The following is a 15,721-nucleotide window of genomic DNA, read 5'->3' as shown; positions in this document are numbered from 1 at the left end:
CAAGTCTGCGAAGACTAGCCTGCTGCCTGCGGCTGGCCTAGTGCTGGCGGTTTTTAAATCACAGGTCTTTACTCCCCAGTTATCGGTTTCCAAAGGCCGATATCACGAGGAGACACGCATATGAGCATCACAAGGACAGCAATACCCTTGCTACTTGTGTCGACTCTGCTGACCGGCTGCGCCGGCCTGCAGAAGACCGACTGGCCCAAGTGTGCAGCAGTAGGCGGTGTAGGCGGTGCAGCGTTGGGTGCGATCGAAAGCAGTTCCTGGGCAGGCTGGGGCGCGTTGATCGGTGGCGGCATGGCCGCCGGCTACTGCTGGGTCCATGGCGACGGCGACGAGGATGGCGATGGTGTGCCTGACAGTCGCGACAAGTGCCCGGGCACTCCGCCGGGCGTGCAGGTGGATGCGAACGGTTGCCCGCCCGCACCGGTCGTGGAAGAACGGGTCGAGGAAGTGGTCGTGGTCGAGGACGAGACCATCGTCGTGCGCGACCTGCTGTTCGCCTTCGACTCCGCGGCGCTGGACCCGGCCGACAAGGCCAAGCTGGACACCATCGCCAGCCGCCTGCGCAACGAGGCCCCGACCGCCAAGCTGACCATCACCGGTCATACCGACAGCGTCGGCGCCGACAGCTACAACCAGAAACTCTCCGAGAAGCGCGCCCACTCCGTGACGGACTACCTGGTCTCGAGCGGCGTACCCAAGGGCAGCATCGTCGGCGTCAGCGGCGCAGGCGAAAGCCAGCCGGTCGCCGACAACGGCACGGCCGACGGTCGCGCGCTGAACCGCAGGGTGGAAATCCTGATCGACCGCTGAACCCCGCGTCCGTCGCGGCGTGCAGCTTGTGCGCCGTGACGGGCGGGTCTTTACTCCTGTGTTACCGGTATGGGACCGGTGACACAGGAGATCCTCACCATGAGAACCTTCTCACGGGCTGCTCTACTTCTTCTGGTCGGCAGTGTTCTCTCGGGTTGCGCCTCGACGTCCAGTACGGGCGACGCGCCGCTCAACCAGGGGAACTGGCCTCTTTGCAGTGCGATTGGCGGTCTGGCCGGCGGTGGGCTGGGCGCTATCGAGAGTTCCGCTTGGGCTGGTGGAGGTGCCGTTGCAGGTGCCATCGTCGGCGGTCTGATCTGTTACGCACAGGATGGCGACGAGGATGGTGACGGGGTCTTCGACCGCCGTGATACCTGCCCGAACACGCCGGCCGGTACACAGGTCAACCACAATGGCTGTCCGCAGAAGACCTACCCGGCCGTGGTCAAGGCCGAGGAACCCGCTCCTGAGCCCGCTCCACAGAGCGAGGTGATCGTGCTCAGCGACCAGGGCAAGGTGCTGTTCGCCTTCGATTCGGCCGAGCTCACCAGCGATGCCAAGTCGCAACTGAACGAGGTGGCCACGCGCCTGAGCGATGCCGCCACGGTCAGCGTCAAGGTCGTGGGCCACACCGACAGCGTCGGTTCCGATACCTATAACCAGGGACTCTCGGAACGGCGTGCCAGGAGTGCGGCCGATTACCTGATCAGCCAGGGTGTTTCCGCCGGCAAGGTCACCACCGAGGGACTCGGCGAGAGCCAGCCGGTGGCGGACAACGGCACCGATGCCGGACGTGCGCAGAACCGTCGCGTGGAGATCCACGTCGCTCGTTGAGGCGGCGTCGTCGTACCGAAGGGGCCCTCGCGGCCCCTTCTTCATGTGCACCATTTGGCAGCAGCGAAGACGAGGAGTAAGGTCGGCGGACTAAAAAAACAGAGGGGGTGGCATGAAACTTTTCCTGGGGGTGGGCAAGCTGGTTGCCCTGGTGTTCTGGCTGGCGGTGCTGGCCAATCTGATCGAACCTTTCGCCAAGCCGTTCGCTTCCCTGCTCAACGCCGTCGCCGCCCTGGTGCTCGGCCTGCATCTGCTGGAGCTGGTGGTGTGCAACGGGCAGTTGCGCACTCGCCCGCGCCCCTGGAACGACCGCCTGCAGTTGCTGCTGTTCGGGGTCTTCCACCTGCTCGGCCTGCCCCGTTCCGAGGGAGGTCGCCAGCATGCGTAAGCTCTGCCTCCTGGCCTTGCTGGCCAGCCCCGTGGTCCTGGCTGAAAGCAGCGTCAGCGTCGACGCCAACAGCCTGCTCAAGCTTCCCGCACGGGTCGGCTCCCTGAGCCTCGACCGCGTGGTGGTCAACGATTACGGCACCCTGGTGATCCCGGCCAGCGTCACCGAGCTGCGCATCGGCGAGCTGCTGATGGGGCGTGACGCGCGCATCGGTATCGCTCCCTCCGAGCAGCCCTTCAGCCTCGTGGTGCGCCAGGGCGAGATCGGCACCGGCGGCCACATCACCGCTTCCGGCGCTGCCGGCAGCATGAAGAAGCCGGCCAGCGCCGGCCGCGACCTGAGCCTGCGCCTGGAGCAGGTGCGGGTGGACGAGATCACCCTGGATGTGCGCGGCGGCATCGGAACGCCCGGCTACAACGGGCTTGCCGGTGCCGATGGCGATGCCGGCGGCTGCCTCTGGGGCGCTGCCGGCCGTGGCTATGACGGCCAGAACGGCGGTGACGGCCAGGCCGGCGGCGCGGGCGGCCACATCCGCCTGGAAGTGCCGATGGACTTCCCCGTCGACCAGGTGAAGGTACGCCTGGAAGGCGGCGCCGGTGGGCCGGCGGGCGAGGCGGGGGCTGCGGGAGCGGGCGGAGCCGCCAAGGGCTGCCTGTTCTATCGCACCGACGCCGGCAGCAAGGGGCGCCCGGGGCAGCCCGGCCAGCCGGGTAGCGCGGGGGCTGCCGGCCAGCTCGACGTGGTGCGCATCCAGTAGGTACGAAGGCGCCGCGGCCTCAGAAGTTCGGACGTGCCGCGGCGATCGCCACCAGGAACAGGCCCAGCAGCAGGTTGATACCCACCAGGCGGCGGATGCGACCCAGCACCGCGCCGCCGGCCGGCCAGTCCTCGGCCGCTATCGCGCGGCGCAGCTCCGGCAATTGCAGGGCGTTGACCCGCAGGAACAGCGCCAGCATGGCGATGTACAGCCCCATCATGATGTGTACGTAGCGCGGCGCGCCGTCGAAGCCGGCGAAGCGCATGTGCATCATGCCCACGCCGCTCACCGGCAGCAGGACCACCGCCACCCAGACCCAGAGGAAGAAGCGGCGGAACACCTCGACCCAGAGCTTCAGCCGTGCCGGAGCGTCGAGCGCCTGGACCGCAGAGGGGCGCAGGACCATCCAGGCGAAGAACATGCCACCGACCCACACCAGGGCGGCGAGGACATGGACGGCGTAGAGCGCGGCGAAGGGCGTCATCGGGTTTTCTCCAGTCGGAAACAGGGCGCGCTATGATAGCCGCCCTGTTAAAGTACTGAAAATTTATCCAGCCTTCCGCGCCCGCAAGTACCCATGCTCAGCACCGAACTCAAGTCCCAGATCCAGGGCGCCTATTCCCGTTTCCTCGAAGCCAAGGGGCTCAAGGCCCGCTACGGCCAGCGCCTGATGATCGCCGAAGTGGCCAAGGTGCTGGGCGCCATCAAGGCCGACGACGAGGGCCATCGCGATGGCGAGCCCGCCGTGGTCGCGGTGGAGGCGGGCACCGGTACCGGCAAGACGGTCGCCTACAGCCTGGCGGCCATCCCCTCGGCCAAGGCCGCCGGCAAGCGCCTGGTGATCGCCACCGCCACCGTGGCGCTGCAGGAGCAGATCGTCCACAAGGACCTGCCCGACCTGATCCGCAACAGCGGTCTCAATTTCAGCTTCGCCCTGGCCAAGGGGCGTGGTCGCTACCTGTGCCTGTCCAAGCTCGACATGCTGCTGCAGGACGGCCAGGCGCAGAGCGCCACCGCGCAGCTGTTCGCCGACGAGGGTTTTCGCATCGACGTCGACGAGAGCGGCCAGAAGCTGCTCAACCAGATGATCGAGAAGCTCGCCGGCAACCGCTGGGACGGCGACCGCGACTCCTGGCCCGAGGCGATCGAGGACCAGGACTGGGCGCGCGTCACCACCGATCACAGCCAGTGCACCAAGCGCCACTGCCCCAACTTCCAGCAGTGCGCCTTCTATAAGGCGCGCGAGGGCATGACCAAGGTCGACGTGATCGTCACCAACCACGACATGGTCCTGGCCGACCTGGCCCTGGGCGGCGGCGCCGTGCTGCCGGACCCGCGCGAGACCGTCTACGTGTTCGACGAAGGCCACCACCTGCCGGACAAGGCCATCGGCCACTTCGCCCATTTCACCCGCCTGCGCTCCACCGCCGACTGGCTGGAGACGGTGGCCAAGAACCTCACCAAGCTGCTGGCCCAGCACCCGCTGCCGGGCGACCTCGGCCGCCTGATCGAGAACGTGCCGGAGCTGGCGCGGGAGATCCGCAGCCAGCAGCAGTTCATGTTCAGCGCCTGCGAGGAGGTCGCCGACTTCCGCGCCGGCGAGGACATGGAGGGGCGCGAGCGCCCGCGCCATCGTTTCGAGGCCGGGGTGGTCCCCGAGCACCTGATCGAGATGGGCATCGAGCTGAAGAAGGGCTTCGCCAAGCTCAACGACGTGTTCACCCGCCTCACCGAACTGCTCAAGGAGGCCATGGACGGGGAGGGCAGCGTCGGCATCGCCAGCCACCAGGCCGAGGAGTGGTACCCGCTGTTCGGCAGCCTGCAGACCCGCGCCCAGGGCAACTGGGAGCTGTGGACCGCCTTCACCGCCGAGGACCCGGAGGAGAGCCCGCCCATGGCTCGCTGGCTGACCCTCGCCGAGTTCGGCTCGGCCTATGACATCGAGGTCAACGCCAGCCCGATCCTCGCCGCCGAGACCCTGCGGCGGAACCTGTGGAACGTCGCCTATGGGGCCCTGGTCACCTCGGCGACCCTCACCGCGCTCGGCACCTTCGACCGCTATCGCATGCGCGCCGGCCTGCCGAAGAAAGCCGTCACCGCCGTGGTGCCCAGCCCCTTCCACCATGCCGACGCCGGCGTGCTCAAGGTGCCGGACCTCAAGGCCGACCCCCGCGATGCGGCGGCCCACACCGCGGCGATCATCCGCGACCTGCCGCAGCTGGTCGAAGGCTCGCGCGGCACCCTGGTGCTCTACGCCTCGCGCAAGCAGATGCAGGAGGTCTTCGACGGCCTCGACCGCGACTGGCGCAAGCGCGTGCTCATCCAGGGCAACCTGTCCAAGCAGGAAACCCTGAACAAGCACAAGCAGCGGGTGGACGACGGCGAAACCAGCGTGCTGTTCGGGCTGGCCAGCTTCGCCGAGGGTGTCGACCTGCCTGGCGCCTACTGCGAGCACGTGGTGATCGCCAAGATTCCCTTCGCCGTGCCCGACGACCCGGTGGAGGCTGCGCTGTCGGAGTGGATCGAAGCGCGCGGCGGCAACCCCTTCATGGAGATCGCCGTGCCCGATGCGTCGCTGCGCCTGGTGCAGGCCTGCGGCCGCCTGCTGCGTACGGAATCCGACCGCGGCACCATCACCCTGCTCGACCGTCGGGTCGTGACCCAGCGCTACGGCAAGGCGATTCTCAATGCGCTGCCGCCCTTCCGCCGCGAGATCGGCTGAAACAGACCACCGCGGCGCTTGACGCCGGGCCCGCCTCTGCGATGATTGCCGGCTTGCGCGGGCACGGTTTTGCAGATCGCGGGCAACATTCGCCCATTCCGCTGTCTATGCACTGACTTCATGTGGGGAATCGGTTTCATGTCATCCAGAACCAAACCAGCGCTGCTGCTGCCCATCCTGCTCGCCATCGGTGGCTTGAGCTCGGCGGCACAGGCCGAGACGCTGTTCAACTTCGTACGCCCGCTGGACTCCGTCACCGTCACCACCCAGGACGCCGGCCTGCCCAGCGTGACCGCCGAGAACACGCCCGAGGGCGAGATTCTCCGTCGTCTGAATTTCAACCAGGCCGACAAGCCCAGCCTGCGCCTCGCACCGCAGAGCGGGACCTGGGACTGGAGCAAGGCCGGGGCCATGAGCCTGCGCCTGCAGAGCGCCATGGACTGGGCACTGACCCTGGACGTGACCATCGAGAGCGCCGACGGCAAGGTCGTGCGCACCCGCCTGGCCCTGCCCGCCGGCCCGGCGCAGACGCTGCTGGTCCCGCTCACCGCCACCTCGCCCCGAGCCCACGGCATGCGCGCTGCGCCGCCGCAGCCCTGGGTCCGCGACGGCAAGCGCTACCTGCTGGCCACCGAAGTGGAAGGCGAACTGGACCTGACCCAGGTCAGCGCCGTGACCCTGTCCCTCGACCACCCCAACGCCGTGCAGAGCATCCTGCTGGGCCGCTTCGGCACCGCCGAGCAGAGCCTGCAGGACGACTACTACATGGGCCTGATCGACGGCTACGGCCAGTACACCCGGGCCGACTGGCCGGAGAAGATCAAGAGCGACGAGCAGCTCAAGAGCGCCGCCCAGCAGGAGCGCAAGCAGCTCGATGAGTGGCAGAAGAAGCTGCCCGAGCAGGACCCCTACGGTGGCTGGCTGGCCGGCCCGAGCTTCGAGGCCAAGGGCTTCTTCCGCACCGAGAAGCGCGACGGGCGCTGGTACCTGGTGACCCCGGACGGCCATCCCTTCTACTCCCTGGGCGTCAACGCCGTCACTCCCGAGCACAGCCAGACCTACGTGGAAGGCCGCGAGGCGATGTTCACCGCCCTGCCCAAGGACGGCGAGCCCCTGGCCGCCTGGTATGGCAACGGCGACAGCCGCCGCGACACCGGTTCGACCAGGGGACGCGCCTTCGACCACGGTCGCTGGTACGACTTCTATGGCGCCAACCTGGAGCGCACCTACGGCAAGCAGGACAAGGCCGCCTGGGTCGACCACAGCATCGAGCGCCTCAAGGCCTGGGGCTTCAACACCGTCGGCAACTGGAGCGCAGGCGAATTCAACACCCGCCAGCGCATGCCCTACACCATTCCGCTGTCGATCCACGGCGACTACGCCACCATCAGCACCGGCCTCGACTGGTGGGGCGGCATGCCCGACCCGTTCGACCCGCGCTTCGCCATGGCCGCCGAGCGGGCCATCGCCATCGCCGCCCGTGATCATCGCGACGACCCCTGGCTGATCGGCTACTTCGCCGACAACGAGCTGGCCTGGGCCGGCCCTGGCGATGATCCGAAGTCCCGCTACGCCCTGGCCTACGGCACCCTGCGCCTGACCACCGACGTACCGGCCAAGCGTGCCTTCCTCAAGCAGCTGCGCGACAAGTACCGCAACCAGCAGGGCCTGTCCCAGGCCTGGGGCGTCGAGCTGCCCGCCTGGGAGCTGATGGAGGACCCGGGCTTCGAGGCGCCGCTGCCGAACCCCGAGCACCCGGCCATCGAGGAAGACCTCAAGCGCTTCCAGCGCTTCTTCGCCGACACCTACTTCAAGACCATCGCCGAGTCGATGAAGTGGCACGCACCGAACCACCTGCTGCTGGGCGGCCGTTTCGCCGCCAGCGTGCCGGAGGCGGTGGAGTCCTGCGCCCAGTACTGCGATGTGCTGAGCTTCAACTTCTATACCCGCGAACCGCAGCACGGCTACGACTTCGAGTACCTGCGCAAGCTGGACAAGCCGCTGATGGTCACCGAGTTCCACTTCGGTTCCCGCGATCGCGGCCCGTTCTGGGGCGGCGTGGCCGAGGTCTACAAGGAAGAGGAGCGCGGCCCGGCCTACGCCAACTTCCTGAAGAAGGCCCTGGAGGAGCCGCTGATCGTCGGCGCCCACTGGTTCCAGTACCTCGACCAGCCGGCCAGTGGCCGACTGCTCGATGGCGAGAACGGCCACCTCGGCCTGGTGGGCATCACCGACCGTCCCTATGACGGCTTCGTCAAGGCGGTGCGCAAGGCCAACCTGGACGTCGCCGCGCAACTGGCCAAGCCCGCCGAAGCCAAGCCCTCAGACGCCAAACCGGCCGACAAGCCGGCGGAAAAGGCAGCGGCCAAGCCCGAGCAGAAGCCCGCTGCGGCTCCTGCGGCCAAGCCCGAAGCCAAGCCGGAGGCTAAATCCGAGCCCAAACCTGAGGCCAAGCCTGCCGAAGCGGCCCCGGCCGAGCAGCCCGAGCAATCGGAGAAGCCCGTCGGCAAGCCCACCGACGAGGCGACGCCCAAGCCCGACCCCGCGCCGAAGGTCGAGACCGACCCCGCGCAGAAGCAGGATGCACCGGATGCATCCTGAGTCATTCGACTGACCGATGGACCCTGCGCCGAACTTCGGCGAGGTTCACAAAGGACGGCGGCCTTGGTAACAATGCCGCCGTCATTTTTTCCGAGGAGAGTGCCGGTGCAGACCCAGGGTTACTTCGACTTGCGCTTCGAGAAGGTGCGCGACCAGTTCGCCGCGCTGTTCGACGATCCCCAGGAGCGCGGTGCCGCGCTTTGCGTCCAGGTGGGCGGCGAGACCGTGCTCGACCTCTGGGCGGGTGTCGCCGACAAGGACGGCCAGGAGGCCTGGCAGACCGACACCCTCCTCAACCTGTTCTCCTGCACCAAGACCTTTACCGCCGTCGCCGCGCTGCAGCTGGTGGGCGAGGGCAAGCTCGAGCTGGACGTGCCCGTGGCCCGCTACTGGCCCGAGTTTGCCGCTGCCGGCAAGGAGCGCATCACCCTGCGCCAGCTGCTCTCCCACCGCGCCGGCTTGCCGGCGATCCGCCAGCCGCTGCCCGCAGAAGCCCTCTACGACTGGCAGGCGATGACCACCGCGCTGGCGGCCGAGGAACCCTGGTGGACGCCCGGCGAGGAACACGGCTATGCCCCCATCACCTATGGCTGGCTGGCCGGCGAGGTGATCCGCCTGGCCGATGGCCGTGGCCCGGGTGAATCCATCGCCGCGCGCATCGCCCGCCCGCTGGGGCTGGATTTCCATGTCGGCCTGGATGACGCCGAGTTCCATCGCGTGGCCCATATCGCCCGCGCCAAGGGCAACATGGGGGACGCCTCGGCCCAGCGCCTGCTCAAGTGCATGATGAGCGAGCCCACCGCCCTCAGTACCCGTGCCTTCACCAACCCGCCGTCGATCATGACCAGCACCAACAAGCCGGAATGGCGACGCATGCAACAGCCGGCGGCCAACGGCCACGGCAACGCCCGCAGCCTGGCGGGCTTCTACGCCGGCCTGCTGGACGGCCAGTTGCTCGACTCCGCGCTGCTCGCGGAGCTCACCCGCGAGCACGCCCTCGGCGACGACCGCACCCTGCTGACCCGAACCCGTTTCGGCCTGGGCTGCATGCTCGACCAGCCGGACGTGGCCAACGCCACCTACGGCATGGGCCGCCTGGCCTTCGGGCATCCCGGCGCCGGTGGCTCCATCGGTTTCGCCGACCCGGAACGCGAGGTCGCCTTCGGCTTCGTCACCAACACCCTCGGCCCCTATGTGCTGATGGACCCGCGCGCCCAGCTCCTGGCACGCACCTTCGCCGGGTGCCTGTAGCGGCACCGCTCGTCAGGTGAGTGCAATATCCCTTTGCGGATGAAGGGGTTGCGTCCAGAATTTCAGCCTGTACCTGAGATTGATGCGCCATCATGCGATGGTGCATCGCCTTCTCCTTTCACCTGTTACGGGGGCCCCTCCATGAAGCTGCTCAAGTCGTCCACCTTGATCCTCTGCATGACCGTTTCCGGTTGCAGCACCTTCAGCCACGACAAGCCGGCTGCGGAAGCCCATGCGCAGAACAGCGGCACCAGCCACTGGTGGTGGCCGTTCGGTGGCAGCGACGAGAAGGTGGCCAAGGCCGAGGTGCCCAAGGTCGACGAGAAGCTGACCCAGGCCTGGCTGGACCAGTACGAGCCGCGCCTGCGCGAGGCGGTCAAGGGCAGCAGGCTGGAGGTGGAGCGCCGCGACAACCTGCTGGTGGTCACCGCGCCGGTGGAAGGCTCGTTCAACCCCGATCGCCCCAGCATGCTGCTGCCCATCACCCTCGGCCCCTTCAGCCGTGTGGCCAAGCTGGTGGAAGGCGATCCCAAGACCGGCGTACTGGTCCTCGGCCATGCCGACACCTCCGGCGAGGATGCCCTCAACCGCAAGCTCAGCCAGGAGCGCGCCCAGGCGGTGGCGGCGATCTTCCGCCTCAGCGGCCTGCAGCGTGATCGCCTGTCGCTCAAGGGTGTCGGTTCCGACATGCCTCGCGCAGCCAACGACAGCAAGGACGGGCGTTCCCTGAACCGCCGCGTGGAGATCCTCCTCACCCCGCAGGACACCCTGGTGGCCCTGCTGGCCCGCTACAACCAGCCACCGAAGGTCGCCCAGCAGGTGGTTGCGGCAGATCAAGGAAAATGAGCCTTCCTTGGGTAAGCTAGGGCTTTCCTTTTCCAGGACGCCGTGATGACCCAGACCCTCGCCGACATGCGCCGTGACTACACCCGCGACGGCCTCAGCGAAGCCCAGGCTCCCGAGGAGCCCTTCGCCCTCTTCCAGCAGTGGTTCGGCGATGCGGTGAAGACCGAGCAGCTGCCGGTCGAGCCCAACGCCATGACCCTGGCGACCGTCGATGCCGACGGTCGACCGCACTGCCGGGTGCTCCTGCTCAAGGGGCTCGATGCGCGCGGCTTCACCTTCTTCAGCAACTATGAGAGCGCCAAGGGCGAGCAGCTCGCGGCCCGCCCGTTCGCCGCCATGACCTTCTTCTGGCCCAGCCTGGAACGGCAGGTGCGCATCGAGGGCCGTGTCGAGCGGGTCACCCCGGAAGAGTCCGATGCCTATTTCCAGGTGCGCCCCCTGGGCAGCCGCATCGGTGCCTGGGCTTCGCCGCAGAGCCGGGTGATCGCCGACCGCGCCGAGCTGGAGCAGCTGCTCGCCGAGACCGAGCGGCGCTTCCTCAACCTGGCGCCCACCTGCCCGCCGCACTGGGGCGGCTACCGCCTGCTGCCCGAACGCGTCGAGTTCTGGCAAGGCCGTCCGAGCCGCCTGCACGACCGCCTCAACTACCGCCTCGTCGATGGCCAGTGGATGTGCGAGCGCCTCGCCCCCTGAGGCTTTCCTGAGCGGCGTAGCCGCCCTGTAGACTGGCGGCTTCCCCAGGAGGCCGCCCCATGCTCGAACTCGATTCCACCCTGGCGCAGCACATCGTCGACCGCGCCATGGCCATCCTCCCGCACAACATCAATGTCATGGATGCCCAGGGCATGATCATCGGCAGCGGCGACCCGCTGCGCGTGCACACCCGCCACGAGGGCGCCCAGCTGGTGTTGGCCAACCGCCGCGTGGTGGAGATAGACGAACAGGCTGCCGCCTGCCTGCGGGGCGTGCGCCCCGGGGTGAACCTGCCGCTGTTCCATGCCGAGCGACTGATCGGCGTGCTCGGTATCACCGGCGAGCCGGATACGGTGCGCCCCTATGCCGAACTGGTGCGCATGGCCGCCGAGATGCTGGTGGAGCAGCGCCAGCTGCAAGCCGAGCGGCACTGGCAGCGCCACCAGCTGGACGCCTGGCTGAACCAGCTCGCCGACCCGCGGACGGACCTGGTGCAACTGGCCGCCGAGGCCGAGCGCATCGGCCTGCAACTGCCCTGGAGGCAGCAGGTCTGCGTGCTGGAGCTGATGGAGGAGGGCGACCTGGCGGAACGACGGGCGCGGGTACTGGATGGCCTGGCCCGGCAGGGGGTGCTGGGTGCGGCACTGTCCGCCCGTGAATTGATCGGCTGCCGGCCCTACAGCGTCGAGCGCGATGATGCCGTCTGGCTGGCCCAGGCCGACGAGCGCGGCTGGGGCATCGCCCGCCTGTGCATCAGCGACCCCCAGGCCGGTATCGGCGACCTGCGCGAGGCCGCCCTCGCCACCCGCTCGCTGCATGCCTTCGCCCGCACCTGCCGGCCACGGCAACGCATCTTCCACCTGGAGGAACACCGGCTGTCGACGCTGCTGTTCGGCCAGCGTGACAGCTGGCTGCTCCGGCGCTGGCTGGGCCCGTTGCGGGGTCTGGTCCTGGAGGACGAGGACGGCGTGTTGTGCCGCACCCTGCGGTGCTGGTGCGAGCACGATGGCCACGGCAGCACCTGTGCCCAGGCGCTGGGCATCCACCGCAACACCCTGCGCTACCGCCTGGAGCGCATCGCCGAGCTGGTGGGCCTGGAGCAACCGCGCCACGACCAGTTGCTGCTCCTGGGGATGGGGCTGGACCTGCTGCGCTGCGGCGACCTTTGTGCAGATGCACGCGTGAAGGCGGCTCTGGAGGGGGCTTCCTAGGGCGCATGCATAAGGCCATGGCGTCGGGGATGCGGCAGAATCGGACGATTATCGGTATCCATAACAACAACTAAGGAGTCCGCACATGGGCCTGGTCCTGATCCTGGCGGCGTTGATCGCCTTCATCGTGCTGTCCACCACCCGCTTCAAACTGCATCCCTTCCTGGCGCTGCTCGCCGCGGCCTTCATCGCCGGCTTCGCCTACCAGGTCCCCACCGGCGAGATCGTCAAGACCATCACCACCGGCTTCGGCAGCATCCTCGGCTACATCGGCATCGTCATCGTCCTGGGCACCGTCATCGGCGTGATCCTCGAGCGCAGCGGCGCCGCCATCACCATGGCCGAGACGGTCATCCGCCTGCTGGGTGAGCGCTTTCCCACCCTGACCATGTCGATCATTGGCTACCTGGTGTCCATCCCGGTGTTCTGCGACTCCGGCTTCGTCATCCTCAATTCGCTGAAGAACGCCCTGGCGGCACGCATGCGCGTCTCCACCGTGGCCATGAGCGTGGCGCTGGCCACCGGCCTCTACGCCACCCACACCTTCGTGCCGCCCACCCCCGGCCCCATCGCCGCCGCAGGGAACCTGGGCCTGGACGCCAGCCTCGGGCTGGTGATCGCCGTCGGCCTGGTGGTGGCGCTGGCTACTGCCCTGGCGGGCATGTGGTGGGCCAACCGTTTCATCGGCCGTGAGGTGCAGCTGGAGGACGACCACCTACCGCTCTCGGCGGACCAGGACTTCGCCGCGCTGCGTGCCGGCTACGGCAAGCTGCCGAGCGCCTTCCAGGCCTTCGCGCCGATCTTCGTGCCCATCCTGCTGATCTGCCTGGGCTCCATCGCCGCCTTCCCCGCCAAGCCCTTCGGCAGCGGCACCTTCTTCGGCCTTTTGAGCTTCCTCGGCCAGCCGGTGGTGGCCCTGCTGGTGGGGCTTGCCCTGGCCTGCACGCTGCTCAAGAGCGAGGACAAGCGCAAGGAGTTCCACGATCACGTGGTGGAGGGCATCGTTTCCGCCGCGCCCATCCTGCTGATCACCGGTGCCGGCGGCGCGTTCGGCGCCATGCTCAAGGTCACCCCGCTGGGCGACTACCTCGGCAGCACCCTCTCGGCGCTGGGCATCGGCCTGTTCATGCCCTTCGTGGTCGCCGCCGCGCTGAAGACCGCGCAAGGCTCGACCACCGTGGCGCTGGTCACCACCTCCGCGCTGGTGGCGCCGCTGCTCGGCCAGCTTGGCCTGGACAGCGAGATGGGGCGCGTGCTCACCGTGATGGCCGTCGGTGCGGGCGCCATGACCGTGTCCCATGCCAACGACAGCTTCTTCTGGGTGGTGACCCAGTTCAGCCGCATGCCGGTGTCCCTGGCCTACCGCGCGCAGACCCTGGCGACCCTGGTGCAGGGCATCGTCGGCATGCTCGTCACCTGGCTGCTCAGCCTGATCCTGCTCTGACCGCAGTACTGCCCGGGGCCTGGTACCCCGGGCTCATCCCGAGGTAACCCGATGAAGATTGTGATTGCCCCCGACTCCTTCAAGGAAAGCCTGAGCGCGCCCGAAGTGGCGGCTGCCATCGGGCGCGGCTGGACGTCGGTATTTCCGGCGGCCCAGGTCCTGCTGCGGCCCATGGCCGATGGCGGCGAGGGCACGGTGGACGCGGTGCTCGCGGCCAGCGGTGGCGAGCGGCGTATGGCGACCGTGCGCGGGCCGCTGGGGGATGAGGTCGAGGCGCACTGGGGCTGGCTGGGGGAGGGCAGCGCCATCATCGAAATGGCTGCCGCCAGCGGGCTGCATCTGGTGCCCGCCAGCGAGCGGGACGCTACCCGCACCAGCAGCTTCGGCACCGGTGAGCTGATCCGCCAGGCCCTGGACGCCGGCGCCACGCGCATCATCCTCGGCCTGGGCGGCAGCGCCACCAACGATGGTGGTGCCGGCCTCATGCAGGCCCTGGGGCTGCGCCTGCTGGATGCCGACGGGCGCGAGCTGCCACCCGGTGGCGCTGCCCTGGCCGATCTGGCGCGGATCGATCGCGGCGGCCTCGATTCACGCCTCGCCCATGTGCAGTTCGAAGTCGCGGCGGATGTGGATAACCCGCTCTGTGGTTCCCGGGGCGCCTCCTACGTCTTCGGCCCGCAGAAGGGTGCGAGCCCGGCACAGGTCGAGCAGCTGGATGCGGCGCTGCAACGTTATGCACAGGTGGTCGCCCAGGAGCTGGGGCAGGACCACAGCCAGCAACCTGGCGTCGGCGCGGCCGGCGGCTTGGGCTTCGCCGCCCGGGCCTTTCTCGGCGCACGTTTCCGTCCCGGTATCGAACTGGTGGCCGAGCTGGCCGGGTTGGCCGAGGCGGTGGTCGGTGCCGACCTGGTGATCACCGGGGAGGGCCGCCTGGACTCCCAGAGCCTGCACGGCAAGACGCCGGTGGGCGTGGCGCGTGTCGCACGGGCCGCCGGCGTGCCGGTCATCGCCCTGGCGGGCAGCCTGGGGGAGGGCTACCCGCGTCTGCGCGAGGCGGGCATCGAGGCGGCCTTCAGCCTGGTGCCCGGGCCGATGACGCTGGAGCGGGCGATGGCCGTGGCCGCCGGAGAGCTGGAAGCACGCAGCGCCGACATCGCCCGGCTCTGGGCGCTGGCGGCGCGCAATCAGGCGCCGGGGTAACGCTGCGCAGCCTGTTCCAGCCAGGCGGGCAGGTCCTTGCGCTTCACGCCCTCGCGATGCGCGGCCTGCAGTTGTTCGAGCATGTAGTCGCGGCGCCCGGCATCCGCCCCGGCGAGCGACAGCGCCAGGTCGCGATCCATCCAGCGCTTGATGCGCACGTAGATCCACCCGTGGAAGTACAGCCCCGCAACGGTGGTGACGACGATGATGAAATAATCCATGAACTACCCTTGCTCTGGCGGCACCCGGGCGCTTCGGCGTTGTCCGAGTGAGGAGTCTGTATGGAAACTGAACGGATCGGCAGTTTGTTCAGGCGCCGGGTGACAGTTTCCGCAGCTGCGGAGTCTAATGGACGAGCATCCAATCTGGAGGAAATGCTATGCGTAAATCCGTTCTGCTAGTCGCTTCGTTCTCTGCGGTAGCGATGCTTCTGGGCGGCTGTCAGTCGAGCCTGACCGGAGACACCTATTCGCGCGACGAAGCACGCCAGGTGCAGACCGTGCGCATGGGCACCATCGAGTCGCTGCGTCCGGTGAAGATCGAAGGCACCAAGACCCCGATCGGCGCAGGTGCCGGTGCGGTCGTGGGTGGTGTCGGCGGCAGCGCCATCGGTGGCGGGCGTGGCAGCGTGGTAGCGGCGGTTATCGGCGCGGTCGCCGGCGGCCTGCTGGGCGCCGCGACCGAAGAAGGCCTGACCCGTACCCAGGGCGTCGAGATCACCGTTCGCGAGGACGATGGCTCCATGCGTGCCTATGTACAGGAAGTGCAGGAAAACGAAATCTTCCGCGTAGGCGAGCGCGTGCGCATCATGACCGTCAACGGTACCAGCCGCGTCTCCCACTGATCCCGGTTCGCCCGCCACGGGCGAATCCTTCCCGTTTCGTCTCTACTCTCCCGTGCTACCTCCGAGAGAGGCGGCCGCGCTGCAATGCGCGGCCCCCTCTTTCGGAGGCGG

13 protein-coding genes and 2 pseudogenes are annotated in these 15,721 nt (G+C 68.3%); 13 read left to right on the top strand and 2 right to left on the bottom strand.

Annotation, left to right across the window (positions count from 1 at the left end; translation table 11 throughout):
- Positions 1-120: 120 nt before the first annotated feature.
- From ACYJSS_RS13480 to ACYJSS_RS13465, 4 genes are all read left to right on the top strand, one after another.
- On the top strand, positions 121-819 hold the full coding sequence (locus tag ACYJSS_RS13480) for an OmpA family protein (protein ID WP_111260569.1): 699 nt from the start codon (positions 121-123) through the stop codon (positions 817-819).
- Between the two features lie 99 nt (positions 820-918).
- Complete coding sequence (locus ACYJSS_RS13475; RefSeq protein WP_236204681.1) at positions 919-1,653, top strand: OmpA family protein; 735 nt, start codon at positions 919-921, stop codon at positions 1,651-1,653.
- 112 nt (positions 1,654-1,765) lie between these two features.
- Complete coding sequence (locus tag ACYJSS_RS13470; protein WP_111260571.1) at positions 1,766-2,041, top strand: DUF1145 domain-containing protein; 276 nt, start codon at positions 1,766-1,768, stop codon at positions 2,039-2,041.
- On the top strand, positions 2,034-2,798 hold the full coding sequence (locus tag ACYJSS_RS13465; protein ID WP_236204680.1) for a collagen-like protein: 765 nt from the start codon (positions 2,034-2,036) through the stop codon (positions 2,796-2,798). Before ACYJSS_RS13470 ends, ACYJSS_RS13465 begins: the two co-directional genes overlap by 8 nt.
- A 19-nt stretch (positions 2,799-2,817) precedes the next feature.
- Here ACYJSS_RS13465 and ACYJSS_RS13460 read toward each other — a convergent pair whose 3' ends face one another.
- Positions 2,818-3,282 (bottom strand): CopD family protein, encoded by a 465-nt coding sequence (locus ACYJSS_RS13460; protein WP_111260573.1) that lies wholly within the window; start codon positions 3,280-3,282, stop codon positions 2,818-2,820.
- Positions 3,283-3,375: 93 nt separating this feature from the next.
- On the opposite strand from ACYJSS_RS13460, the gene dinG reads away from it, so the two are divergent.
- The 8 genes and pseudogenes from dinG to ACYJSS_RS13420 all read left to right on the top strand — a co-directional run bounded on the left by dinG (position 3,376) and on the right by ACYJSS_RS13420 (position 14,766).
- Complete coding sequence (gene dinG, locus ACYJSS_RS13455) at positions 3,376-5,520, top strand: ATP-dependent DNA helicase DinG (RefSeq protein ID WP_111260574.1); 2,145 nt, start codon at positions 3,376-3,378, stop codon at positions 5,518-5,520.
- Positions 5,521-5,658: 138 nt separating this feature from the next.
- A pseudogene (locus ACYJSS_RS13450) lies at positions 5,659-7,929 on the top strand (beta-agarase); the annotation flags it as partial.
- Between the two features lie 297 nt (positions 7,930-8,226).
- A complete protein-coding gene (locus tag ACYJSS_RS13445) occupies positions 8,227-9,372 on the top strand; it encodes a serine hydrolase domain-containing protein (RefSeq protein WP_111260575.1) in 1,146 nt (381 codons plus the stop codon).
- 177 nt (positions 9,373-9,549) lie between these two features.
- Positions 9,550-10,206, top strand: a pseudogene (locus ACYJSS_RS13440) (OmpA family protein); the annotation flags it as partial.
- Positions 10,207-10,263: 57 nt separating this feature from the next.
- On the top strand, positions 10,264-10,911 hold the full coding sequence (gene pdxH / locus ACYJSS_RS13435; RefSeq protein WP_111260577.1) for a pyridoxamine 5'-phosphate oxidase: 648 nt from the start codon (positions 10,264-10,266) through the stop codon (positions 10,909-10,911).
- Positions 10,912-10,970: 59 nt separating this feature from the next.
- Positions 10,971-12,122, top strand: coding sequence for a sugar diacid recognition domain-containing protein (locus tag ACYJSS_RS13430; RefSeq protein ID WP_111260578.1), 1,152 nt, complete (start codon positions 10,971-10,973; stop codon positions 12,120-12,122).
- Positions 12,123-12,207: 85 nt separating this feature from the next.
- Positions 12,208-13,566 carry a GntP family permease gene (locus tag ACYJSS_RS13425; protein ID WP_236204679.1) on the top strand — a complete coding sequence of 453 codons (1,359 nt, stop codon included), beginning with the start codon at positions 12,208-12,210 and terminating at the stop codon, positions 13,564-13,566.
- 51 nt (positions 13,567-13,617) lie between these two features.
- On the top strand, positions 13,618-14,766 hold the full coding sequence (locus ACYJSS_RS13420; protein ID WP_111260580.1) for a glycerate kinase: 1,149 nt from the start codon (positions 13,618-13,620) through the stop codon (positions 14,764-14,766).
- On the opposite strand, the gene ACYJSS_RS13415 is transcribed toward ACYJSS_RS13420, so the two are convergent.
- On the bottom strand, positions 14,751-14,987 hold the full coding sequence (locus ACYJSS_RS13415; protein ID WP_236204678.1) for a hypothetical protein: 237 nt from the start codon (positions 14,985-14,987) through the stop codon (positions 14,751-14,753). The two genes, ACYJSS_RS13420 and ACYJSS_RS13415, sit on opposite strands and share 16 nt — an antisense overlap.
- A gap of 158 nt (positions 14,988-15,145) precedes the next feature.
- Between ACYJSS_RS13415 and ACYJSS_RS13410 the strand changes: the two genes are divergently transcribed.
- Positions 15,146-15,610 carry an outer membrane lipoprotein gene (locus ACYJSS_RS13410; protein ID WP_031287607.1) on the top strand — a complete coding sequence of 155 codons (465 nt, stop codon included), beginning with the start codon at positions 15,146-15,148 and terminating at the stop codon, positions 15,608-15,610.
- Positions 15,611-15,721 lie beyond the last annotated feature (111 nt).

It is taken from the genome of Pseudomonas sp. No.21 (assembly GCF_054558415.1).
Note: the sequence above shows the minus strand (reverse complement) of the source record. Positions and strands in the feature narration are given on the sequence as shown.